This is a genomic window from Acidovorax temperans, assembly GCF_006716905.1.
Classification (GTDB): domain Bacteria; phylum Pseudomonadota; class Gammaproteobacteria; order Burkholderiales; family Burkholderiaceae_C; genus Acidovorax; species Acidovorax temperans.
The window spans coordinates 1,555,726-1,578,281 of record NZ_VFPV01000001.1; the positions used below are offsets into that span (position 1 = coordinate 1,555,726).

Annotated in this window: 20 protein-coding genes; 9 read left to right on the forward strand and 11 right to left on the reverse strand. The window is 64.2% G+C overall.

Annotation, left to right across the window (positions count from 1 at the left end):
• Window positions 1-172 precede the first annotated feature (172 nt).
• Window positions 173-2,092, forward strand: coding sequence for a choice-of-anchor I family protein (locus BDD18_RS07485; RefSeq protein ID WP_242638012.1), 1,920 nt, complete (start codon window positions 173-175; stop codon window positions 2,090-2,092).
• Between the two features lie 138 nt (window positions 2,093-2,230).
• Here BDD18_RS07485 and fabB read toward each other — a convergent pair whose 3' ends face one another.
• The 6 genes from fabB to BDD18_RS07515 form a co-directional block, all read right to left on the reverse strand.
• Entirely contained in the window at window positions 2,231-3,454 is a 1,224-nt protein-coding gene (gene fabB / locus BDD18_RS07490) for a beta-ketoacyl-ACP synthase I (protein ID WP_142082226.1), read from the reverse strand.
• A complete protein-coding gene (gene fabA, locus BDD18_RS07495) occupies window positions 3,451-3,972 on the reverse strand; it encodes a 3-hydroxyacyl-[acyl-carrier-protein] dehydratase FabA (RefSeq protein ID WP_044395689.1) in 522 nt (173 codons plus the stop codon). The genes fabB and fabA overlap by 4 nt, the downstream gene beginning before the upstream one ends.
• A 186-nt stretch (window positions 3,973-4,158) precedes the next feature.
• Window positions 4,159-5,784, reverse strand: a complete 1,626-nt coding sequence (lnt, locus tag BDD18_RS07500) for an apolipoprotein N-acyltransferase (RefSeq protein ID WP_142082228.1) — start codon at window positions 5,782-5,784, stop codon at window positions 4,159-4,161.
• A complete protein-coding gene (locus tag BDD18_RS07505; protein WP_142082230.1) occupies window positions 5,784-6,659 on the reverse strand; it encodes an HlyC/CorC family transporter in 876 nt (291 codons plus the stop codon). The genes lnt and BDD18_RS07505 overlap by 1 nt, the downstream gene beginning before the upstream one ends.
• 117 nt (window positions 6,660-6,776) lie before the next feature.
• Window positions 6,777-7,508, reverse strand: a complete 732-nt coding sequence (locus tag BDD18_RS07510; protein ID WP_066697438.1) for a GNAT family N-acetyltransferase — start codon at window positions 7,506-7,508, stop codon at window positions 6,777-6,779.
• A 230-nt stretch (window positions 7,509-7,738) separates the two neighbouring features.
• On the reverse strand, window positions 7,739-8,221 hold the full coding sequence (locus tag BDD18_RS07515) for an Lrp/AsnC family transcriptional regulator (RefSeq protein WP_044395684.1): 483 nt from the start codon (window positions 8,219-8,221) through the stop codon (window positions 7,739-7,741).
• A 269-nt stretch (window positions 8,222-8,490) separates the two neighbouring features.
• On the opposite strand from BDD18_RS07515, the gene BDD18_RS07520 reads away from it, so the two are divergent.
• The 4 genes from BDD18_RS07520 to phhA all read left to right on the forward strand — a co-directional run bounded on the left by BDD18_RS07520 (window position 8,491) and on the right by phhA (window position 12,530).
• Window positions 8,491-9,429, forward strand: coding sequence for an esterase/lipase family protein (locus BDD18_RS07520; protein WP_142082232.1), 939 nt, complete (start codon window positions 8,491-8,493; stop codon window positions 9,427-9,429).
• Window positions 9,430-9,442: 13 nt separating this feature from the next.
• Window positions 9,443-10,402 carry a lipase secretion chaperone gene (locus BDD18_RS07525; RefSeq protein WP_244939006.1) on the forward strand — a complete coding sequence of 320 codons (960 nt, stop codon included), beginning with the start codon at window positions 9,443-9,445 and terminating at the stop codon, window positions 10,400-10,402.
• Between the two features lie 146 nt (window positions 10,403-10,548).
• Window positions 10,549-11,670, forward strand: a complete 1,122-nt coding sequence (hppD, locus tag BDD18_RS07530; RefSeq protein ID WP_142082234.1) for a 4-hydroxyphenylpyruvate dioxygenase — start codon at window positions 10,549-10,551, stop codon at window positions 11,668-11,670.
• A 17-nt stretch (window positions 11,671-11,687) separates the two neighbouring features.
• Entirely contained in the window at window positions 11,688-12,530 is an 843-nt protein-coding gene (gene phhA, locus BDD18_RS07535; protein ID WP_142082237.1) for a phenylalanine 4-monooxygenase, read from the forward strand.
• Here the strand turns inward: phhA and BDD18_RS07540 are convergent.
• Window positions 12,520-13,443: an esterase/lipase family protein gene (locus BDD18_RS07540; protein ID WP_142082239.1), complete on the reverse strand. Its 924-nt coding sequence runs from the start codon at window positions 13,441-13,443 to the stop codon at window positions 12,520-12,522. The two genes, phhA and BDD18_RS07540, sit on opposite strands and share 11 nt — an antisense overlap.
• 237 nt (window positions 13,444-13,680) lie before the next feature.
• Between BDD18_RS07540 and BDD18_RS07545 the strand changes: the two genes are divergently transcribed.
• A complete protein-coding gene (locus BDD18_RS07545; RefSeq protein WP_142082241.1) occupies window positions 13,681-15,369 on the forward strand; it encodes an AMP-binding protein in 1,689 nt (562 codons plus the stop codon).
• 102 nt (window positions 15,370-15,471) lie between these two features.
• Window positions 15,472-16,401, forward strand: coding sequence for an MBL fold metallo-hydrolase (locus BDD18_RS07550; RefSeq protein WP_142082242.1), 930 nt, complete (start codon window positions 15,472-15,474; stop codon window positions 16,399-16,401).
• 89 nt (window positions 16,402-16,490) lie between these two features.
• Here the strand turns inward: BDD18_RS07550 and BDD18_RS07555 are convergent, their stop codons facing one another.
• Both BDD18_RS07555 and BDD18_RS07560 read right to left on the reverse strand, forming a co-directional pair.
• Window positions 16,491-17,087: a DUF4124 domain-containing protein gene (locus BDD18_RS07555; RefSeq protein WP_142082243.1), complete on the reverse strand. Its 597-nt coding sequence runs from the start codon at window positions 17,085-17,087 to the stop codon at window positions 16,491-16,493.
• Between the two features lie 135 nt (window positions 17,088-17,222).
• Window positions 17,223-19,208: a lytic transglycosylase domain-containing protein gene (locus BDD18_RS07560; protein ID WP_142082244.1), complete on the reverse strand. Its 1,986-nt coding sequence runs from the start codon at window positions 19,206-19,208 to the stop codon at window positions 17,223-17,225.
• Window positions 19,209-19,222: 14 nt separating this feature from the next.
• On the opposite strand from BDD18_RS07560, the gene BDD18_RS07565 reads away from it, so the two are divergent.
• Window positions 19,223-19,795: a 5-formyltetrahydrofolate cyclo-ligase gene (locus BDD18_RS07565; RefSeq protein WP_142082245.1), complete on the forward strand. Its 573-nt coding sequence runs from the start codon at window positions 19,223-19,225 to the stop codon at window positions 19,793-19,795.
• A 25-nt stretch (window positions 19,796-19,820) separates the two neighbouring features.
• Here the strand turns inward: BDD18_RS07565 and BDD18_RS07570 are convergent, their stop codons facing one another.
• The gene (locus BDD18_RS07570; RefSeq protein WP_142082247.1) at window positions 19,821-21,032 is read right to left on the reverse strand and encodes a J domain-containing protein; all 1,212 of its coding nucleotides are present in this window, start codon (window positions 21,030-21,032) and stop codon (window positions 19,821-19,823) included.
• Window positions 21,033-21,386: 354 nt separating this feature from the next.
• Between BDD18_RS07570 and BDD18_RS07575 the strand changes: the two genes are divergently transcribed.
• On the forward strand, window positions 21,387-22,070 hold the full coding sequence (locus BDD18_RS07575) for a glutathione S-transferase family protein (RefSeq protein ID WP_142082249.1): 684 nt from the start codon (window positions 21,387-21,389) through the stop codon (window positions 22,068-22,070).
• A gap of 30 nt (window positions 22,071-22,100) precedes the next feature.
• Here the strand turns inward: BDD18_RS07575 and BDD18_RS07580 are convergent, their stop codons facing one another.
• On the reverse strand, window positions 22,101-22,556 hold the full coding sequence (locus BDD18_RS07580; RefSeq protein ID WP_142082252.1) for a hypothetical protein: 456 nt from the start codon (window positions 22,554-22,556) through the stop codon (window positions 22,101-22,103).

Consider the following 22,556-nt stretch of genomic DNA (forward strand, 5'->3'; position numbering starts at 1 on the left):
TCGATTTTACGGCGCCCATCGCACCCGGACGGGGGAACAGCCTCCAGGGCACGCACTGCACACCAGAGATGCAGTCACCTTCGGCCACACCACGACATTCACAAAACCGTCATGGTGGTGACATTCAATCCAGCGTGATCTGTTTTGACCCTCTCACCAGCAACTACCCCACATGAATCCTCTGTTGAACGCCTCTCACCGCAAGCTTTTCGGTATCTCCCTGCTGGCCGTGGCCGCCCTTGCCGCCTGTGGCGGTAGCGACGATGAGCCCGAACGCACCCCCGCCTCGCTGCAGCTCGAAAAAATTGGCGGCTACTCTGCCGGGCAGTTCCTCAAGAGTGCGGCAGAAATTCCTGCTTTTGATGCAGCCTCCAAGCGCGCTTTCGTGGTCAATGCACAGTCAGGCAAGCTGGATGTGCTGGATCTGAGCGACCCCAAGAACCCCAAGAAAGTCGGGGAAGTCAACGGCGCAGCCGTACTGACCAACGGCGAAGTCAACAGCGTGGCCGTAAAGAACGGGCTGGTGGCTATCGCCATTCAGGCCAAGCCCAAGACCGATGCTGGCCGCATCGCCATCTACCAGGCCGCAGACCTGAAGCTGCTAGGCTCCGCCCCCGTCGGTGCACTGCCCGACATGCTGACCTTCACGCCCGATGGCAAGACCATCTTGGTCGCCAACGAAGCCGAGCCCAGCGATGACTACCAGGTTGACCCCGAAGGCTCCATCAGCATGGTGGATGTGAGCAACCCCGGCGCGCCCGTGGTGCGCACCGCCGACTTCAAAGCCTTCAACAGCCGCGCCGCTGAGCTGATGGCCAAGGGAGTGCGCCTGTTTGGCCCCACAGCAGACGGCAAGGGCCGCGCCACGGTGGCACAGGATCTGGAGCCCGAATACATTGCCGTATCGGCCGATGGCAAGACCGCCTGGGTGACCCTGCAAGAGAACAACGCCCTGGCCATCGTGGACATCGCCAAGGCCGCCGTCACCGACATCGTGGCACTGGGCTACAAGGACCACGGCGTGGCCGCCAACGCCCTAGACTTTGCCGACAGCGACGGCAAGAGCCCCGTGATCAACATCACCACCGCCCCCAACGTGCTGGGCATGTACCAGCCCGACGCCATTGCCGCCTACCAGGCGGGCGACGGCCAGACCTACCTGGTCAGCGCCAACGAGGGCGACGCCCGCGCTTGGGGCGAAGGCACGCCAGCCTATTTTGGCAACGGCGCCAAAGGCCCTGGCGATGTGACCAAGGGCTTCGTGGAAGAGTGGCGCGTCAAGCACCTGGTGCACAAGGACGGCTTCCTGCGCCGTGCTGACGATGACCTGCCCGCCCACTTGATCGCCCTGGCCAAGGGCAACGGCGGCGCACTGCTCAACCCAGCCAACTTCGCCTGGTGCGGCGCCGTGGCCGGCGACCCCAAGACCTGCCGCGACGACGACAAGCTCGGCCGCCTCAAGGTGACCTGGACCCAGGGCTACCAGACCAACGCCGACGGCAGCCCCAAGTGGTACAACGCCGCAGGTCAGGTAGACCCCGCTGGCAATCGTCTGATGTACGACAAGCTCTATGCCTACGGCGGCCGCTCCATCTCCATCTGGGATGCCCAGGGCAAGCAGGTGTGGGATTCGGGCGCAGCCATCGAGCAGTTCCTGGCCAGCGACGACTGCAAGCTGGGTGCCAAGCGCGACATCGCCTGCAAGACCTACTTCAACAGCGGCCATGACGCCACCGCTGCCCTGGATGCACGCAGCTCTGCCAAGGGGCCAGAGCCAGAAGGCCTGGCTGTGGGCACCATCGGCAGCAAGACGTTTGCCTTCGTGGGACTGGAGCGCATGGGCGGCGTGCTGGTGTTCGACATCACCGATGCCAAGACACCCAAGCGCGTGGACTACATCAACACCCGCGAAAACTGGACAACTGCATTTGGCGCCGCCACCCCACCCGCACTGGACAAGGTGGGCGATCTGGGCCCCGAAGGCTTGGCCTTCGTTCCCGCCAAGGATTCGCCCAATGGCAAGCCCCTGCTGCTGGTGGGCAATGAAGTCAGCGGCAGCACCGCGATCTTCCAGCTCAACCTGGCGTACTGACCGCCGATGAACCCTGGCGCGGCGCATGCACTGCGCGCCAGGGCTCCCCCGATGCAGTCCAAAAAAAGGGCGTTGGCTTTAAAAGCCAACGCCCTTTTTTATCAGTCTACCTGGGGCTGCGGGAAAGCGCCCCGTCCGTCAAGCGCCAGTCCAGCGGCGCAGCACCAGGCTGGCGTTGGTGCCACCAAAACCGAAGCTGTTGGACAGCACCGTGTTCAGCTGCGCATCGCGCGTCTGCGTCACCAAGGGCATGTCGCCCAACGCGGGGTCGGGCGTTTCCACATTGGCCGAGCCAGCGATGAAGCCCTTGTTCAGCATGATCATGCAGTAGATGGCTTCTTGCACGCCCGTGGCGCCCAGCGAGTGGCCGGTGAGCGATTTGGTGGACGAGAACGGCGGCACCTTGTCGCCAAACAGGGCACGCATGGCGCGCACTTCCTGCATGTCTCCCACTGGTGTGGAAGTGCCGTGCGTGTTGATGTAGTCGATGGGGGTGTCGAGCCCTTCCATGGCCTGCTGCATGCAGGCGATGGCGCCGTCGCCCGAGGGGGCCACCATGTCTTCGCCATCGCTGGTGGCACCAAAGCCCACCACTTCGGCGAGGATGTTGGCGCCACGGGCCAGGGCGTGCTCCAGGCTCTCCAGCACCACGGCACCGCCGCCACCGGCGATCACGAAGCCATCGCGGTTCGCGTCGTAGGCGCGCGAGGCTTTCTCGGGCGTTTCGTTGTACTTGCTGGACATGGCACCCATGCCGTCAAACAGCAGCGACATGCCCCAGCTCAGCTCTTCACCACCGCCAGCAAACATCACGTCCTGCATGCCCCAGGCGATCTGCTGGGCTGCCGCGCCAATGCAGTGCGCCGAGGTGGAGCAAGCCGAGGTGATGGAGTAGTTGATGCCCTTGACCTTGAAGTTGGTGGCCAGACATGCGGACACGGTGGAACTCATGCAGCGCGTGACCTGGTACGGCCCCACGCGGCGGATGCCCTTGTCGCGCAGCGTGTCGGCCGCTTCGATCTGGTTGGCAGGCGAGCCGCCGCCCGAGCCCATGATGAGACCGGTGCGTGGGTGGCTGACCTGTTCAGGCGTCAGGCCCGCTTGCTGGATCGCATCTTCCAGAGCAATCTGCGCATAGGCAGCCGCGTCGCCCATGAAGCGCAGCTGCTTGCGGTCAATGCGCGCTTCGATGTCGATCTCAGGCGCGCCGCCCACCTGGCTGCGCAGACCCAGTTCCTTGAACTTTTCTACGGCCTTGATACCGCTCTTGCCCGCACGCAGCGAGGCTTCCACGGTGGCCAGATCGTTGCCAATGCACGAGACGATGCCCGCGCCGGTGATGACTACGCGCTTTTTGGTCATGCTGCGTCCTTGCCGTCTTCCTCACGTTTGAACAAACCTACACGCAGGTCGTTGGCGACATAAATTTCCTTGCCATCGGCCAGCAATCGGGCATCGCCAATGGCCATGACCAGCTTGCGCTTGATAACGCGCTTGATGTCAATTTCGTACGTCACCAGCTTCACGTCGGGGCCAACTTCGCCAGTGAACTTGACTTCGCCCGCGCCCAGCGCGCGGCCACGGCCGGGCAATTGCAGCCAGGTCAGGTAAAAACCGATGAGCTGCCACATGGCATCCAGGCCCAGACAGCCGGGCATGACGGGGTCGCCCTGGAAGTGGCAGGCGAAGAACCACAGGTCCGGCTTGACGTCCAGTTCAGCGCGGATTTTTCCCAAGCCGTGTGCGCCCCCATCGCTGTCGATGTGCGTGATGCGATCGAACATCAGCATGGGTGGCAGCGGCAGACGCCCGCTGTCGGCGTTGAACAGCCGTCCCTCGCCCGAGGCGATCAGTTGTTCATAGGAAAAGGAATCTGCCATTTTCAGTCGTGCTCCAGAACGGCGGCTTGGCCGCCTCAAATCATCGTTCGTGCAACCGTAGCCCCTGGTTGCGGGCCCCTATTATCCAAGGTAAGCGTGGCCACTGGCGCGTATACACCCTCATTGCTGGTTGGGCTCCCCGTGCCAGCGTGACCTGCATCAAGCCTGAGCCTGCGTGCGGCGGCGTTATCGGCGGCGCTTGCCCAGCCAGCCGGCCGCCACACCCAGGCCAGCAAGCAGCCACAGCGGCCACAGCCCCCAGCGCGAAGCCCACCAGGCAAAGGGCGTGATGGCAGCACCACCCGACACCCCCAGCCCGCGCCCGTGCACTTCGCCGCGCAAAACACCCCGGCTGAATCGCTCCAGCGCATGCGTGACCACCCCACGGTGGTCAATGATGACGGTGGCCCCTGTGTTGGTGGCGCGAACCATGGGCCGCTCCAGCTCCAGGGCCCGCATACGGCTGATCTGCAGGTGCTGGTCTACCGCCAGGGTGTTGCCAAACCAGCCAATGTTGCTGAAGTTCACCAGCACGGTTGGTGCCTGGGCGGGGTCGGAAAACCGTGCGGCCAGCTCCTCGCCAAACAAGTCTTCGTAGCAGATGTTGGGTGCAATGCGCTGCCCCAGCCACTCGAACGAGGGCTGCCCCAGCGTGCCCCGGTTGAAGTCGCCCAGCGGAATGTTCAGCATTTCGGTGAACCACTTGAACAGCGGCGGGATGAATTCGCCAAATGGCACCAGATGGTGCTTGTGATAGACGTAGGCTGGCTCGGGCGCCGCCCCCGCAGCCGGGCGCCAGCCCAGTACTGAATTGGTATAGCCCTCGCGCGCATTGCCCAGCGGTATGCCGAGCAGGGCCGCTTGATCGCCCTGGGTGTAGCGGGCCTGCAGCCCCTCCAGGTAGCCGGGAATCAACTGCTGGGGCAGCAGCGGAATGGCGGTTTCAGGCGCCACCACCAGCGAAGCAGTTTCGCTGCGCAACTGCTCGGCATACCAGGCCAGCGCCAGAGGCACGCCGCTGCCCTGTTCAAATTTTTCGTCTTGAGGAATATTGCCCTGCAGCAGCGCCAGCTTCAGCGGCGCCTTCGGCGCATGGGCCGGGGTGTGGCACAGCTCCACCGCGCAATGGCGTTGCACCCAGGCAAAACCTCCTGCCCCCAGCAGAACCAGCGCGACGACCCAGGTACGCCAGTGGCGCAGATCGCGCCAGCGGCATTGCACCAGCGCCATGGCCAGCCCCGCCGAAATCGCGCCCACGCCATACACCCCCACCACCCGCGGCAGGGATGACAGGGGCCCCTGCACGTGGGCATAGCCCCCCGCGCCCCACGGGAAGCCGGTGAACCAGGTGCCGCGCAGCAACTCGGCCAGCAGCCACAATGCTGCAAAAAGCATAGCTGCCAGCGCTTTATTGGCGGGCGCTAGAAGGCTAAAAAGCCCTAAAGCAAAGGCATAGTAGATGGCCAGAAACGCCGCAAGCGCCACCACGGCTGCCACGGCCAGCGGCGCGGCCAAGCCGCCATAGGTGTGCAATGAAATGAACAGCCACCAGAAGGTGCCGCACAGCCAGGCCAAAGCAAAGGCAAACCCCAGCAAGGCGCCTTGCCGCCAGGTCGGCCGCAGCCGGTGCAGCAAGCCCGCCAGCACCACCATCGACACGCATTGGAGCCACCACACAGGCTGCCCGGTGCCCGGCAGTGCCAGCGAGGCGGCTTGCGCCAAGCCCGCCAGGGCTGCCACGACAATGGCGCCGATGCGCGCCCAGGAACCCCATGCGGGGGAGTGGGAAAGCGGGTACAGAACGGCCCCCATCAATTGGCAGGGACGCTGTCGTCCACCCGCGACACCTTGAACCAGCGCACCGCGCCGCCTTTGGTGTGGAGCACGACAAAGTGCAGCCCGCACAACTGCAGATGCTCGCCACGCTTGGGCACCCGGCCCATTTCATGCGCGATGAGCCCGCCGATGGTGTCAAAGTCCTCGCCCGGCGCACTGCCTTGGATGGGCACCCCGAATGCTTCGGAGACCCGATCGATGGGCGTGTCGCCACTCACACGGTAGGTCTTGTCGGCCAGACCAAAAATGTCGCCCGACTCTTCTGCAATGTCGAATTCGTCTTCGATTTCGCCCACGATCTGTTCGAGCACGTCCTCGATGGTGACCAGGCCCGCCACGCGACCAAACTCGTCGATCACGATGGCCAGGTGATTGCGGTTGCCTCGGAATTCACGCAACAGATCGTTCAGGCCCTTGCTCTCGGGCACAAACACGGCAGGCCGGATCAGCGTGCGGATGTGGAGATCTGGGGACCGCTGCAGCTTGAGCAGGTCCTTGGCCATCAGGATGCCGATGATGTTTTCGCGCTCCCCCTGGAACACCGGAAAGCGCGAGTGGCCGGCATCAATCACCGAACGCAGCAGTGCATGGGGCGTCTCATCGATGTCGATCATGTCCATGCGCGGAGATGCCACCATGACATCGCCAGCGGTCATGTCGGCCATGCGAATCACGCGCTCGATCATCACGCGCGAGTCAGCGCCGATTACCTGGTTGTCTTCGGCTTCCGCCAGGGTTTCGATGAGTTCTTCTGCAGAGTCGGGGCCGGGGTGAATGAACTCGGCCACTTTTTGCAGAAAGCTGCGCTTGTCTTCTTTTTCAGGCAAACGATCGGGGTGTGGATCGGACACTGTCGTGGATTGCAGGACTTGCAGTTGTGGTGGACAGGGCCCAAGGATAGCGGATTGTCTTGACAAGACAACGCCCGGCAATGCACCACTGCAGTACCGGGCGGGGGCTGTGCCGGCTTACTCTGCCGACTGGTGCCGCGCGTGCTGCACGCCACGGCGCACTTCTTGCACGCCGGCCAGGAAGTCCCAGAACTGCTTGGCCTGCTTCTTGACCTGGTAGTCCACCTCGGCGAACTGCTGCTCCACCATTTCGGTCATGCGGGTGTCGAAGTTGGCCGGGGGAATCTGCAGATACGCCTCTGACTCGGAGCCATCGCGGTGCACTGTGGCACCAGCGTTGCGCGCAATCTTCAGCATGGCCGTGTTTTCAGACAGGGCGTGGATGAAGACCATGTTCACACCAGCGTTGCGGGCGTGCATGACAGCACGCTCGAACAGGCGGTTGCCGAAACCACGGCCACGGGCATGCTTGAGCACCGAGACGCCGAACTCGGCGCAGTGCTTGTGCTCAGGGTGCTCGGAGAAAGCCAGGTGGGCCATGGCAATCAGCTCCAGGCGGCGGTTGTAGATGCCGAAGATTTCGTCGCGGCTGAAGTCGAGCTGCTCTGCATAGCGGCGGATCTGCTCGTCATTGGCGGCATAGCCAAAGCGCAGGTAGCGGTCAGCGGGCTCCAGTTTGAGCAAATGGGCGGTGATGCGCTCGCGGGAAGACGGGCCCAGAGAGCGAATGGGGACCATCAGGGGCGTGGAAGGCATAGCAGCCTCCTTCAAAGAATGACTGTTACGGGTGCGCAGCATGCCAGTGCTGGCGTGCCAGGATGCCTTGAGCAGGGCTTTGGTAGCGATCATGGGCTGAACTTTAAGGGTTTTCCCTGATAATTTCCAGCACTTTGTTGCAACGCAGCAAAAAACCCACCCAGGACGCTTGGCCGCCAGCGGACTTTGCCACTGATCGGGTGCTGCCACAGCAGCCGAAGCACCTTAACGGCCCAGACACCCACTTTCAAGACAGGGTTTTCTCTACGCCCCAGCGGCGCTGACAGGGGTGGCGAAGTCCCGTGACTTCGCGCCCCGATCCATCACACAGGCAGCGCCGTCGTAGCCTTGACGCTGTCCAGCACAAAGCTGGTTTTGCAATCCTGCACGCTGGGGTGTTTGAGCAAGGTGTCCATGATGAAACGGCTGTAGTGGGCCATGTCGGCCACCACCACGCGCAGCAGGTAATCCATCTCGCCCGTGAGCGAAGAGCATTCCACCACCTCTGGCCAGGTCTGCACGCTGGCGCGGAACACATCCATGGGGTTGCGCTTGTGGCTCTCGGTGTGCTTTTCCAGGCGCACGTTCAAGTAAGCAATGAGCCCCAGTCCCACGGCTTCGGGCTTGACGAGCGCCACGTAACGGTCGATCACACCCGCTTCCTCCAGCCGCTTGACGCGGCGCAGCACCGCGCTGGGCGACAGCCCAATGGCCGCACCGATCACGTCATAAGTCTCACGGCCGTTCTTTTGCAGGCATCGCAAGATGGCCTTGTCGAGCTTGTCGAGTGCGTCTGGGGTGGTCATGGCGCAAGATTTTATGAACGAAAAGCACCTAAACGCAGGTGTTTTCTCTTCACGGGTATGTCCTGATGGTGGGGAGCGGGCGGCGCCAGAACAATGGCTCTCGCAAAAATGAACGCCCGTTCTTTTTTGCAATTGCAGCTTTGCGCGGTTGGAAGCAGGTTCGACGCCAAGGCACTGCAGTACTGCTCAATGCCTGGCTGGCGGAGAGGGAGCGGAGGCTCTGCCGGAAGGTGTGAGTAGCGTCAAACAACATCACAACGGAGACAACCATGACTGGAATCTTTGGACGCTTCATCAAGGGCCTGGCCATCGCGGTGCCCACCGCCCTGCTGCTTGTGGGCCCACCAGCCCAGGCGCAGACCGGGTACACCGCTACCCGGCATCCCATCGTGCTGGTGCACGGGCTTTTCGGTTTTGACTCGGTACTCGGCATCGACTACTTCTATGGCATTCCCGATGCGCTTCGCCAAAGCGGCGCCAAGGTGTATGTGGCGCAGGTGTCCGCAGCCAACAGCACCGAGGTGCGGGGCGAGCAGTTGCTGGCCCAGGTGAAAAACATCCTGGCCCTGTCGGGGGCCAGCAAGGTCAACCTGATCGGCCACTCGCATGGCGGCCCCACCATTCGCTATGTGGCGGGCGTGGCGCCCCAGCTCGTGGCATCGGCCACCTCGGTGGCAGGCGTGAACCGGGGCTCTCGCGTGGCAGACATCGTGCGCGGCGTGGCGCCTGCAGGGTCGGTCAGCGAAACGGTAGCGAACACCGCCGCCACCGCGCTGGTCGGCATGATCAATCTGCTCTCTGGCGGCACAGGCTTGCCACAGATGCCCACCGCAGCGCTGGATTCCCTCACCACCCAAGGCTCCGCCAAGTTCAACCAGAAATTTCCTCAAGGCATCCCCGCGGACTGCGGCAACGGTGCTGAACTGGTCAGCGGCGTGCGCTACTACTCATGGACGGGCACCAAAACAGCCACCAACCTGCTCGACCCCAGCGACGCCTTTCTGGTCACCCTGGGCTGGACGTTTGGTGAGGCCAATGACGGGCTGGTGTCGGCGTGCTCGTCCCGCCTGGGCAAGCATTTGGGCGACTACCGCCAGAACCATCTGGACGAAGTGAACCAGATGGTGGGGCTACGAGACTGGTTCTCTGCAGACCCTGTCACGCTGTACCGCCAGCACGCCAACCGCCTGCAAAAAGCGGGTTTGTGAAGGGCATGCGCGCATGACCTCACCTTCACCCTGGCGTGCGCGCATCTCTGCCGTGGCGGGCGGGGGCGCCGCGCTGACCGCAGCGCTGATCGTTCTTTGGCTGGTGGGGCGGGCCGACCCGCCGCCTGGCTTGCCAAGTGGCGGAAGCGCGTTGACTCGCACGGCCACCGCACCGAGCGCGAGCGGCGTACCGCCGACGACGACCCGTTTGCCGGTGGACCCGCACACCGCAGCCGACCCCTTCCTCACCCCGGACCTGCGCTACCAGATCGAAGCCATGCAGCTGGACGCGGGCGACGCCACCACACCTGAGGAGCTCAAGCTCCGGCTCAGCCAGCTTGTGCGCAAACACTTTGGCGCCGATCTGGCCACCCGGGCGCTGGCCCTGGCGGAGCGCTACGTGGACTACCGCGTGGCCCTGGGCACGCTGAAAGCCCCCAGGCCGGACGACCCCACGGCGCTGCGCAACAGCCTGAACGCACGCGAACGTCTTCGCGAGCGCTACTTCGCCCCGGAAGAACACGAGGCCCTGTTTGCGCGCGAATCAGCGCTGGACCGTTACACCCTGGCCCGCCTCGAAATCCAGCACAACACAGGGCTCACCGCAGAAGAAAAAGCCCGCGCACTCAAAGACGCCGAGACAGAACTGCCGCCAGAGCAGCGGGCAGACCGCGCCCATGCCGCGGCCCACCTGGGCGCCGCGGTACAAACGCAAGACTTTGAAACGCGCGGCGTGGACGATCGCACCCGCTACCAGCTGCGCAGCGCCACTTACGGCACCGACGCCGCCCAAGCCCTGGCGCGCCTGGACCATGAAGAGCGCGCCTGGAACCAAAAACTGGACGACTACGCCGCTGCCAAGGCCCAGGCCCATGACCCCGGCCAGATGCAGGCACTGCGCGAACGGCTGTTCACCCCCCAGGAACAACTGCGGCTGGAAGCGGCCTTGGCGCTGCGGCAATCACAGCACTGACATTGCACAATCGCAAAACACTGCGCGCCGCATTGATCACGCGCAATATTCATGCATTCGCGCAAACAATCTGCGCCCAGAACGCCGAAATCGTGATGAATGGCGCGCCTACAGTGCGTGACATTCATCAATTTTTTGGAGACACCATGAACGCCGCCCTGCCCGCCCAAGCCCTGAAAGAAACCGCCGCGTGGGACAACCCCATGGGCCTGATGGGCTTCGAGTTCGTCGAGTTCACCTCGCCCCAGCCCGGTGTGCTGGAAGCCGTGTTTGAAAAGCTGGGCTTCACGCTGGTGGCCAAGCACCGCTCCAAGGACGTGGTGCTGTACCGCCAGAACGGCATCAACTTCATCCTGAACCGCGAGCCCCACAGCCAGGCGGCGTACTTTGGCGCCGAGCATGGCCCCTCGGCCTGCGGCCTGGCCTTCCGCGTGAAGGATGCGCACAAGGCCTACAACCGCGCGCTAGAGTTGGGCGCTCAGCCCATCGAAATCCCCACCGGCCCCATGGAACTGCGCCTGCCCGCCATCAAGGGCATTGGTGGCGCGCCGCTGTATCTGATCGACCGCTTTGAAGACGGCAAGTCCATCTACGACATCGACTTCGAATTCATCGAAGGCGTGGACCGCCGCCCCGTGGGCCATGGCCTGAATGAAATCGACCACCTCACGCACAACGTGTACCGCGGTCGCATGGGCTTCTGGGCCAACTTCTACGAGAAGCTGTTCAACTTCCGCGAGATCCGCTACTTCGACATCCAGGGCGAATACACCGGTCTGACGTCCAAGGCCATGACGGCGCCCGACGGCAAGATCCGCATCCCGCTGAACGAAGAGTCCAAGCAGGGCGGCGGTCAGATCGAAGAATTCTTGATGCAGTTCAACGGCGAAGGCATTCAGCACATCGCGCTGATCTGCGACAACCTGCTGGAAGTGGTGGACAAGCTGGGCATGGCGGGTGTGCCACTGGCCACCGCCCCCAACGACGTGTACTACGAAATGCTGGACACCCGCCTGCCCGGCCACGGCCAGCCTGTGCCGGAGCTGCAGTCGCGCGGCATCTTGCTGGACGGCACCACCGCTGACGGCACGCCCCGCCTGCTGCTGCAGATCTTCTCCACGCCCATGCTGGGCCCGGTGTTCTTTGAATTCATCCAGCGCGAAGGCGACTACCGCGACGGTTTTGGCGAGGGCAACTTCAAGGCGCTGTTCGAGTCGCTGGAGCGCGACCAGATCCGCCGTGGCGTGCTTGCCGCCGACAAGGCCTGACCCCGAACGGAGGCACCATGGCCGTTGAACCCGTTGTCTACGGCGCCAGCGAGCGCCCACCGCGCGGCGACTATGCCCGCGCGGGCGCTGACTACACCTGCGCTCAGAACTACGCGGCCTACACCGAGGCCGACCACGACACCTACCGGCGCCTGTACGAGCGCCAGAGCCGGCTGCTGCCGGGCCTGGCAAGCCAGGCGTTCATCGACGCCCTGCCCTCCCTGGGCGAGCGCGACCGGATCCCGCGCTTCGATGAAGTGAACGAGCGGCTTTACCGCGCCACCCGCTGGGAGCTGGTGGCCGTGCCAGGGCTGATCCCTGAGGTGCCTTTCTTCACCCTGCTGGCCAACCGCAAGTTTCCGGTCACCGACTGGATTCGCACGCCGCAGGAGTTCGACTACATCGTCGAGCCCGACATCTTCCACGACCTGTTCGGGCACGTGCCGTTGCTGTTCAACCCGGTGTTCGCAGACTATGTGCAACGCTATGGCCAGGGCGGTCTCAAGGCGCATGGGCTGGGCGCTTGCGAAATGCTCTCGCGGCTGTACTGGTACACCATCGAGTTCGGGCTGATTCGCGAAAGCGAAGGGCTGCGGGCCTATGGTGCGGGCATCCTCAGTTCGTCAGGTGAACTGCCGTACTCCGTGCAGAGCCCCGAGCCGCAACGTCTGCCGCTGCAGTTGGCGCGCACCATGCGCACCCGCTACAAGATCGACACGTTCCAGCAAACCTACTTCGTGATCGACAGCTTCCAGCAGCTGTTTGACATGACGGCGGCAGACTTCTCGCCCATCTACCAGGCGCTGAAAGGCCAGCCCGAGTTTGCTGCGAACGAACGCGAGGAAGCCCTCACCGCATAAGCGCACTCAGCTCAGGCACGGGGGTTTCCAGCTCCCGCAGGCAGGCCTGCACCACCTGGGGGCTCAGCACCATTTGCACATGGGCCACGCCGGTCACCAGCCGGTGCTGCGCCCCTGGCAAAGCCGCCACCGTGGCGGGGAACACGATGTTGTCGCAGTTGGAATACCAGCACACAAACAGCTTCGCCCGGCTGGGCGGTTCCTGGGCCTTGAGCGCCTGCAACCAGGCACTGTTCATCCGCATCTGGCGGCCATTTTCTGTATGGCTGAAGCGGGCCAGCCAGGTGCCAGCGTGGGGTGTTCCCAGCGTCAGCACACGGTCCACGCGCGCGTCAGCCGCATAGGCGCGCAGCCAGGCCCGGGCGGCCAGGCCGCCCATGCTGTGGCAGACCAGCACGGGTGGCAAGCCGGTGGCCTCGGTCACCCGCCGCACCGCGTCATCAATGGCTTTGGCATAGCCATCGATCGAGCCCAGCACGGGCTCCAGATTCACGGCCACATGCGCATGGCCCGCAGCGCGCAGATGTCCGAGCCAATGCAGCCACACGCCCCGGTTGCACATCAGGCCATGCACCAGCACCACGCCCCTGAGACCAGTAGGCTGCTCGGGCAACCAGTCGGGCGGGCTGCGCCACCACAAAGGCTGGCGCCAGCCAAAAATCAACAGGGCCGCACCCACCTCATGCCACCACGCCCGAAGCAGCTGCGCTGCGGTGGCCAAAGGCACGGCATCGCGCCGGTTGAGGCGCTGCATGAGCACCAGCTCGACAGCCAGCACCGCCGCCAGCCCCCACAGCGGCAGCAGCGCCATCAGCACCGCCCACAAGGGCTGCTGCGGCCACCACCACACCAAACAGGCAGCGCCGTATAGCACCGCAAAGAGCAGGAAAGTTGTCTGAAGGCGCGCGATCATGAGAAGGGGGCACAAGACCCGATGAGACAAAGGACTATTCAAGCCGAAGCCCCTGAGTTTGCACGAAGGCCTGTGCCCGCCGCCCCCTGTGTTTGTGGGCTTTTCTGTCGCCTTTGAGACGGATATGCCCCGCACCCTAGGACAAGCCCGATAACCCCTGGCGCCCTCCACCTTCCAGAATGGGTCTGAAGCTGTTTTATCTGTCTATCCACCCACTGGCGAGCACAAGGAAAGCGCATGGAAAAGATCTGGCTCAAGAGCTACCCCCCGGGCGTACCGCACGACGTCAACCCCGAGCAGTACCGCTCTGTGGCCCACCTGCTGGAAGAGTCCTTCCGCAAACACGCAAAAAGCCCGTTCTCGGTCTGCATGGACCGGTGGATGAACTACGGCGAGCTGGAACGGTTGTCAGGCGCACTGGGTGCCTACCTGCAAGGCCTGGGCCTGCAGCCCGGTGCGCGTGTTGCCATCATGCTGCCCAACATTCCGCAGTTTGGCGTGACCATGGCGGCCGTGCTGCGCGCAGGCTACACCTGCGTGAACGTGAACCCGCTGTACACCGCCCGCGAACTGGAGCACCAGCTCAAGGACTCGGGCGCTACCGCCATCGTCATTCTTGAAAACTTTGCCCACACCCTGGCCGATGTGGTGGACCACACCAACGTGCAGCATGTGGTGATGGCATCGATGGGCGACCTGCTGGGCTTCTGGTTTGGCAAATGGATCACCTTCGCCGTGCGCCACCTGGCCAAGATGGTGCCGGCATACGAGCTACCCCTGACCAACGGGCGCAAGGTGGTCTCCTTCAAGAAGGCCCTGGCAATGGGCGAGCGGCGCACCCTCGCGCCCAGCACCGCCACGCTCGATTCGATTGCCTTTTTGCAATACACCGGCGGCACCACGGGCCTCTCCAAGGGCGCAGTGCTCACCCATCGCAACATCGTGGCAGCCACCTTGCAGGCCGAGGCCTGGTTCACCCCCGCCCTGGCCAAGATTGGCGACGTGACCAAGGCCAACAGCATTGCCGCGCTGCCGCTGTACCACATCTTCGCGCTGACGCTGTGCCTGCTGGCCATCCGCCAGGGCTCCAGCCTCACGCTGATTCCCAACCCGCGCGACATCCCCAAATTTGTGGCCGAGCTGAAAAAACGCCCCTTTCACATGCTGCCCGCCGTGAACACGCTGTTCAATGCGCTGCTGCAAAACGCCCAGTTCCGCGCACTGGACTTCTCGCACCTGTGCGTGTCGCAAGCCGGGGGCATGGCCGCCAGCGAAGGCACGGCCAAGCAGTGGCAGAAGGTCACAGGCAGCACCATGATCGAAGGCTGGGGCATGAGCGAGACCTGCGCCATCGGCACCAACAACCCGGTGACCAACACCGAGTTCACCGGCTCCATCGGCCTGCCGCTGCCGGGCATTGACATCGCCATCAAGGACGATGCGGGCAACAGCCTGCCCCAGGGCGAGTCGGGCGAGATCTGCATCCGCGGCCCCAACGTGATGACGGGTTACTACAACCAGCCCGAAGAGAACGCCAAGGCCTTCACCCCCGATGGCTTCATGCGCACGGGCGACATCGGCATCATGGACGCGCAGGGCTACACCCGCATCATCGACCGCAAGAAGGACATGATTCTGGTGAGCGGCTTCAACGTGTTCCCCAACGAGCTGGAGCAGGTCATCAGCCTGTGCCCTGGCGTGGTGGAATGCGCAGCCATTGGCGTGCCCGACGAGAAGCAGGGTGAGGCCATCAAGGTGTTCATCATCAAGAACGACCCCGCCCTGACCGAGGACGACGTGGCAGCGTTCTGCCACGAAAACCTCACCGGCTACAAGCGCCCGAAGTACATCGAGTTCCGCGACGATCTGCCCAAGACCAACGTGGGCAAGATCTTGCGGCGGGAGCTGCGCAACCCCACCGCGTGATGGCGTGCGGGGGCCACAAGACCAACACGGTTTTTGGAGGCCCCTCGCAGCCCGGCTGTGCGGTACGCTGAAGCCGTTGCCATTGCCCTGCCTACCGACCCCATGACTGCATCCCCCCCCGCCCCACTGCCCCCCGGCATCACCGTGCTGGAGCGCGGCTGGCTCTCGGCCAACAATGTGGTCTGCATTGGCCCTGAGGGGGCCGCCGTGGTGGACACCGGTTACTGCACCCACAGCGAACAAACCCTGGCCCTGGTGCAAGGGTTGCTGGGCGCGCAGCCACTGCAGCGCATCTTCAACACCCACCTGCACAGCGACCACTGCGGTGGCAACGCCGCGCTGCAGGCGGCCTGGCCCGGCGCCACCACCCACATCCCGCCAGGCCAGATGGCGCTGGTGGAGCAGTGGGACGCCAGCGCCCTGAGCTACACCCCCACGGGCCAGGACTGCCCGCGCTTTCGCGCCGATGCGCCCTTGCAGCCGGGCACCACGGTGCCCTTGGCGGGGCTGGCCTGGGAGGTACACGCAGCGCCCGGGCACGACCCGCATTCGGTCGTGCTGTTTGAGCCCGCCAGCGCCACCCTGATCTCTGCCGACGCCCTGTGGGAGAACGGCTTCGGCGTGGTGTTTCCGGAAATCGAGGGCACAGCCGCTTTCGACGAAGTGGCCGCCACGCTGGACGTGATCGAGAGGCTGGCTCCGCGCACCGTGATCCCCGGCCACGGGCCGGTGTTTACCGATGCACCCCGCGCCCTGGCCACGGCGCGCAAACGCCTGGAAGGCTTTGTGCGCAGCCCCGGCAAACACGCGCTGTATGCCGCCAAGGTGCTGCTCAAGTACAAGCTGCTGGAGCTGCAGCACACCACCGTGCCCGCACTACAGCAGTGGGCCGATGGCACCCCCTACTTCGGCCTGCTGCACCAGGCCCACTTTGCCGACCAGCCCAAGGCGCAATGGCTGCACAGCCTGGTGGCGGACCTGGAACGCTCCGGCGCCGCCGTGCGCCAGGGCGAGGCGCTGCACAACGCCTGAACGGCTGCCCAGGCTGCTGCGGGCAAGCGCAAAAAAGCCCGCGCGAAGGCGGGCTGATTGGGCGGAGGTTTGGCCAGGGGCCTTCTGGCTCAGTGCTTGAACTGGCGGTCGCAGCCCGTCACGTGGTTGTTGCTGCTGGACATGCACTGGTAAAACGACTTCTTGTTGCCGCTGGACGACTGGCAGTCGCCCACGCTGTATTTGCCCTTGGCCTCGCGGATCTTGGGGGCCGTGGTGTCGAAGGCAGTCTGGGTCATGTAGCCATCGCGCACGTTTTTCTGGCCCACCTCCAGCATCAGGTCAGCCTGGTAGTGGATGTTGCTCACCGCCACGGCGCAGTTCATGGGCACCTGCTTGCTATCGACCGTGCCAAGCGACTTGCGCAGCCCTTCGGCCATGTCTTTGACGCCCTCAGGAATCTTCTTGGTGCCGTCGGCGTTGTACTCCACCCCTTTGGTCGAAGTGCTCTTGCCGCCCCCTGAACCAGCGGGGCCCGACGCGCTGCCCGTGGTGGTGCCATTGGTGCCCTGCAGCTTCATCGGGGCGGCATCGTCCTTGTCCGCCGGAGGCTGCGAGCCGTAATGCGTCTTGCCGTTGGCATCCACCCACTTGTACACGGGCTGCGCTTGCAAGCCCACCGACCACACCAACACAGCGGCCCAAACCGCCAGCTTCCCTCGCGCCATGGCGCCCTCCCTCTTTATGAATCAAATATGCCTATAGCGCTTATGCAGCAAGCGCCAGCAGCTTCTCTTTTTATAGCAAACTCATACTGGGCACGGTCAGTGCCCGCAACCCATTCCGCGCCCGCTGCTGGCCTCTCAGGGCAAGTCGGCGTTCACTACCGGCGACGCTGCATCGCGTGGCCCCACGGTGCCCAGGCGGCTGCGCAGCGACTGAGGCTGGCCGGTGAGCAAAGCGGCGTAGTTGGTGGTGTTGGCCAGCACCTTCTTCACGTAGTCGCGCGTTTCTGCAAAGGGCACGTTTTCGGCCCAGATGGCGGCGTCCAGCACCGGGCCATTGCGCCAGTTGCGGGGGCGGCCGGGGCCGGCGTTGTAGGCGGCAGCGGCCAAAGGCATCGAACCTGCAAAGTCATCGAGCGCCAGCTTGAGGTAAGCGGTGCCGATGGTGATGTTGGTGTCGCGGTCCGAAATCTGGTCGGGCGTGAAGCCGGTCAGGCCAATCTTCTTGGCCGTCCAGCGCGCGGTGGCGGGCATCACCTGCATCAGGCCAGAGGCGCCGACATGCGAGCGTGCATCCATGATGAAGCGGCTTTCCTGCCGGATCAGGCCGTAGACGTAGGCGGGGTCCAGGCCAATGCCCTGGGCGCGCTCGACCACCGTATTGCGAAACGGCATGGGGAAGCGCTGGTTCACGTCGATAACGGTCTTGGTGCGTTCGCTGGTGTTGATGCAGCGGTCCCACACCTCGCGCTGGCAGGCAAAGTCGGCGGCCGCCAGCAGTTCACGCTCACTCATGCCGCCAGGGGTGTGCAGGTTGGTGGCGTAGTTCCACTCGCGCACGCCTTCGCCGCGAATACCCAGCAAGATGGCGTACAGCGCGCGGTTGAGCGCGGGGTTGGCGCGGGCAGCAGCCTTTTCCTCGGCCGTGAGGGGCGCAGGCGCTGGGGGCACCACCACGCGCTGCCCCAGCTCTTCCAGGGCCAGCTGCTCGTAAAAGCCCTTGGGGCTGGCAATGCTTTCCAGCGCCTGGCGGGCTTCGGCACGCTCGGCATCGCTGGGCTTGCCATTGAGCACCGCCTTGGCATGCCAATACACCCAGGTGCTGTCCCGGCGGGCGTCGTCGCCCATGGCTTCCACGGCCTTGCGCACCACCTTCCACTGGCCGGCGCGCAGGGCTGCGCGGGCCTTCCAGCCCAGCATGTCGTCGGTCAGGTCAGAGTCCTTGGTCACGTTGCCAAAGTAGGTGAAGGCATCAGACGACAGGCGCTGCGCCGCCTGCTTGCCAATCACGCCCCACACCCAGTTGCGCTCCTCGGGCGAGAGGTGCACGCTCCATTTGTTGTCGAGCTGCGTGGCGGCGTTGTCCGCATCGCCCTGGGCCAGCTTGATGAGCGCCAGCGTCACCAATTCCTGGCGCACCTTGCCGCGCGCCGTGGCGCGGGCCTGCAGGTACTTGGTGGGGGAATCCATCAACTCCTTCACCTGGGCCGAAGATTCAGGCGAGACGATTTCCACCGCAGCGCGTGCCGAGCGCACGCGGTTGGCTTCCACCGCCAAGCGCGCCTTGCGCCAGACATCGTGGGCCGTGAGCTGCTTGTAGCTGTAAAGCTCGCCCGCCGCATGGGTGCAGCCGTCGTCGCTGTCGCGCTGTGCGTACCAGTTGCGGCGCACCTCGTCAGCGGCCGTGGCTGGGGCAGTGCCTTTCAGGGTCTCGATCAGCAGCGAGTAGCAGCGCACTTCCTTGTCGTCCGACATGCGGTAGTTGGGGTGCTGCTCGGCAAACTGCGACCAGTCGCGGCGCTGGCCCAGCAGCAGCAACCAGTCGTTGCGCAGGCGGTCTTCCTGGTAGGTGCCGGCGTAGCGCTTCAAAAAGGCCTGGATTTCTGCCGGGCTGGCCTCGCCCAGGCGCAGTTTCAACTCCCAGTAAGCCGCCCAGGGTTCCAGGGCGTGGCCGCGTGCGGCGGGCAGCAGCTGTTCGAGCTTCTTGCGGTCGCCCTTGCGGAAGGCCTGGTGCATCTCCAGCAAGGTGTCGTCGCCACGGTTTTGCGCCTGGACAAGGGGCGCTGCAGTGGCCAGCACAGCGGCGGCCACAAGGGGTGTCAAAATCGCTCTGAGCAATTGCATGGGGGAATTATCTGATGGACAAAGCAGCCCTTCGGCGCGCATTGATTGAAGAACGCCTCAACCTGCCTGATCGCCTACATCGGGCCGATTTGTTACAACAGGTGATGCGCATCTGGCTGGTCAACCGGCCCGACACCGTGATCGGCGCCTACTGGCCGATCAAGGGCGAATTCGACCCCCTGCCAGCCCTGCACCGCTGGAAGGAAGACGGCGAGCTGCTCGACGAGCCCCTGCGCCGCCGCATCGGCCTGCCGGTGGTGAACAAGGAGCACAAGACGCTCACCTTCCACGCCTGGTACCCCGGCTGCCCCATGGAGGAAGACGCCTACGGCATCCCCAAGCCCAAAGACACCGAAATGATCGTGCCCACGCTGCTGTTTGTGCCCTGCGTGGGCTACGCCGCTGGCGGCTACCGCCTGGGCTACGGCGGCGGCTTTTACGACCGCACCCTGGCAACGCTGCAGCCCAAACCCTTCACCGTGGGGCTGGGCTTTACCAACGGCTATCTGGACGAGTTCGAGCCCGAAGAGTTCGACCTGCCGCTGGACGCCATCCTGAACGACAACGGCGTGGTCTGGCCCGTGTGATCCCCCCTGGATCTGGGAGGGCGGGTCAGAAAAACCCGCCGCCCAGGCGCGCCAAAAAGGCCTCCTCCCGCTCCTGTTCGCGGGCCAGTGCCGCCTGCTCACGCAGCCAGAGCTTGAGCTGTGCATCGTCACGCACCCGCACCAAGTCGTCCTGCATCTGCGACACGACATGGGCCAGCTCCTCTTGCTCTTCCTGCAGCAGGCGCGTGAGCAGTGCCTCCTTCATCCGGGCGCCCACGGGTATGCCCAACTCAACGCTCAGGCGCATCTCTGCGTCTCCCAATTCGCCTTCCAGCGTTTTAACCTGATCCTTGAGTAGCAGCGACAAAGCGGCCAGCTTGTCGTCGGCCATTTGGGCAATATGAGCCTCGTCCACCTGCTCGGCCTGCAATTGCAACTGCAACAGCGCCGTCAGGTCACCCCGCTCATACGCTGCGTTGGCCTGGCTCATCAACGCGCTCTTGCGCTCGCGCTCCACGGGGTCAGGCTCGCGGTCGGGGTGCAGTGCGCTGGCGAGCTGGCGGTAAATGGAGCGCAACGCGGCCTTGGCATCCTGGGCCTGCTCCTGGGCCTTGAGCTGACGGGCCGATGGAGGACGGCGAGAGCGGCGCGCGGCCTGCCGCGCATCCTCTGCCTCCTGAAAGGTATGCACTTGCTGAATCAGCGCTTCCATCAACTCTTCCGGCGAATCGATGCCCTTGAACGCCTCCCGGTCCAAGTTTTTGCCCAACACGCTCTGAGCCATATCCAGCATCTGCTCACGCACCATATTGGCCTGGTCACCCAAGTCGTCTTCGAGAGGCGGTGGTGCATAGATAGAGCACAGTTCGGCCAACTCAGGGTCGGACTCATCCACGGGGCCGCTCGATGGCAACAGGCTTTGCAAAATTTCGCGCATCGCTTTCTGTTGCGCAGCCGTCAAGCCTTTGCGCTGCAAACGCTGGTGCAGAAACACCAGCATCTCGCGGCGCGCCTCGTCCATCTTGCGCTTTAGCTCCGCCATCCGCGCCAAATGAGGGGGCCGCAGCTTGTCAGCCAGCTGTTGCAGGTCATGCAACTGGCGGCCCAGGTTTTCCACACGGGCCAGCAATTTATTGAACCGCTGTTGCGCGGGACTGAGCTTTTCACGTCCACGCGGCAACACCTTGAGACGACTGGCCTCCGGCGGGGAAGGGGAATGGTGCGTAGACGGGGACTGTCCGTCGCCAAAAAAATCTGCCTGGGAAGAATCCATCATGGTCATTTGCAAAGAGGGAGCGGAACCACGCCCTAGACAAGGCGCGGCAGGCGATGCTGCGTAGTGTAAAACCACACAGCAGCCGGACGACACCCGGCGCCAGCCGGGATCGGTGGGAAGCCCATGCGGAGGGCGCATCAATGGCCGCGCAAATGATCATCAGTGGCAAGCCCTGCCAACCTAAAGACTGCGCTAGCATGGTCATCGAGTCGGCCTCTTTGAACTTGAAATATCCGTTCAGGTGGAGCTTTTCGACCTGTGCGCGGCACACCGACTGCGTTCAGTGAACGGGTCAAGCAGCTCAGGCCGGATCCATTGCTACGCGCTCCATCTGGAATGACTGACAGGAACCCCATGCTCAAGCTCTACATCGGCAACAAGAACTACTCGTCCTGGTCCATGCGCCCCTGGGTGCTGCTCAAGCAGGCAGGCATCGCGTTTGACGAAGTGCGCGTGCGCTTTGACAGCTTTGACGCGCAATCAGAGTTCAAGCGCACCATCGGCGCCGTGAGCCCCACCGCCAAGGTGCCCGTGCTGGTGGACGGCGACCTGGTGGTGTGGGACACGCTGGCCATTGCCGAATACGTGGCCGAAACCTGGCCCGACCGGCAGCTGTGGCCAGCCGACGCAAAAGCCCGTGCCCGCGCGCGCAGCGTCTGCGCCGAGATGCACAGCGGCTTCACCGCCCTGCGCAGCCACTGCCCCATGAACATCGAGGCCCTCCTGCCCGACACCGGCGCCCTCATCTGGCGCGACCAGCCCGGCGTACGCGCCGACGTGCAGCGCCTGGTGGAGATGTGGGGCGCACTGCTGCAGGAGCACGGCGGGCCCATGCTGTTCGGCCAGTTCACAGTGGCCGACGCCTACTTTGCCCCCGTGTGCATGCGCCTGCACACGTACGCCCTGCCCGTTCCGCCCCACATCGCCGCCTATGTGCAGCGCGTGCGCGAGCTGCCCGGCGTGAAGGCCTGGATCGACGAAGCGCTGGCGGAAAAAGACTTTCTGGACTTTGAGGAACCCTACCGGCTGGGGCGCTGAAGTCCGGGGTGTGCGCCCTGCAGTTCGGCCTTACCGAAACTGCTTGCGCAAAAACGGCTTGTGCCGCGCAATGTGCGCCAACTGCGCCGGGGCCACGGTGCCGCCCAGGTCTTCGTCTTCGACATTGAGCACCTGGTTGGCATAGGCCAGGGCGCGGGCTACCACCTCTTGCTCGCTCACGCCCTGCTGGGCCGCCAAATCCATCGCCACGCGGCGCATGGCGCGCTGCGACAGCATCCACATCGCCCCGAAAGAATCCCACGCGGCGGCGGCCTCCTTGGCCTTGTCGTGCTCGGCCAGGATCTCGGTCAGCGGCTTGGCCAGGATTTCTTGCAACTGCGCCACCTGGGTCTGCAGCGCTTCGAATTGCGCCTCGCGCTGCAGTGCCTCGGCAGCGGCGTTGGCGGCAGCGTCAGGTGCTGCGGGCACGGGCAGGCTGCCGTCGGGGTTGGGCTGGGCGATGGTGAGGGAGGAAGCGATGGACAT